Annotated in this window: 1 protein-coding gene; it reads left to right on the top strand. The window is 65.5% G+C overall.

What is annotated here, in order from left to right:
• A partial coding sequence (locus HX846_RS39845) for an AMP-binding protein (RefSeq protein WP_256740143.1) occupies positions 1-513 on the top strand: 513 nt, incomplete at both ends.

Genomic DNA, 513 nt, shown 5'->3' with positions numbered 1-513 from the left:
GGTAAAGTCCCGGCCCTGGGCCTGGGTGAACATGACCGCATCGCACAGACCGCTTCGCCGGCGTTCGATATTTGCGTGTGGCAGTTCCTCGCCGCACCACTGGTGGGTGCCACCGTGCATATCCTGCCCGACGCGCAGGCCCATGATCCGCTGGCTTTGCTCGATGCGGTACAGGCGCAGCAGTTAACGTTGCTGGAAACCGTGCCGGCGCTGATTCGCGGCATGCTCCAGGAGGTGCGCGCACAAGACAACCTGGCCAGTCTGCGCTGGCTGCTGCCCACCGGCGAGGCACTGCCGCCAGCGCTGGCACAGGATTGGTTCGCACGCTTCCCGTCGATCCCGTTGATGAATGCCTACGGTCCGGCCGAGTGTTCGGATGACGTGGCGTTCTACCCGATCACCGAGGCGCCGGGCGATGACTGCCTGCACATGCCGATCGGCCGGCCGACCGCAAACAACCAGGTATTTGTGCTGGATCCCGACCTGCGCTGCGTGCCGATCGGCGTGCCGGGT

The sequence above is a fragment of the Pseudomonas sp. K5002 genome (genome assembly GCF_013386655.1).
GTDB lineage: Bacteria > Pseudomonadota > Gammaproteobacteria > Pseudomonadales > Pseudomonadaceae > Aquipseudomonas.
This window is presented reverse-complemented; position numbering and strand designations above follow the sequence as displayed.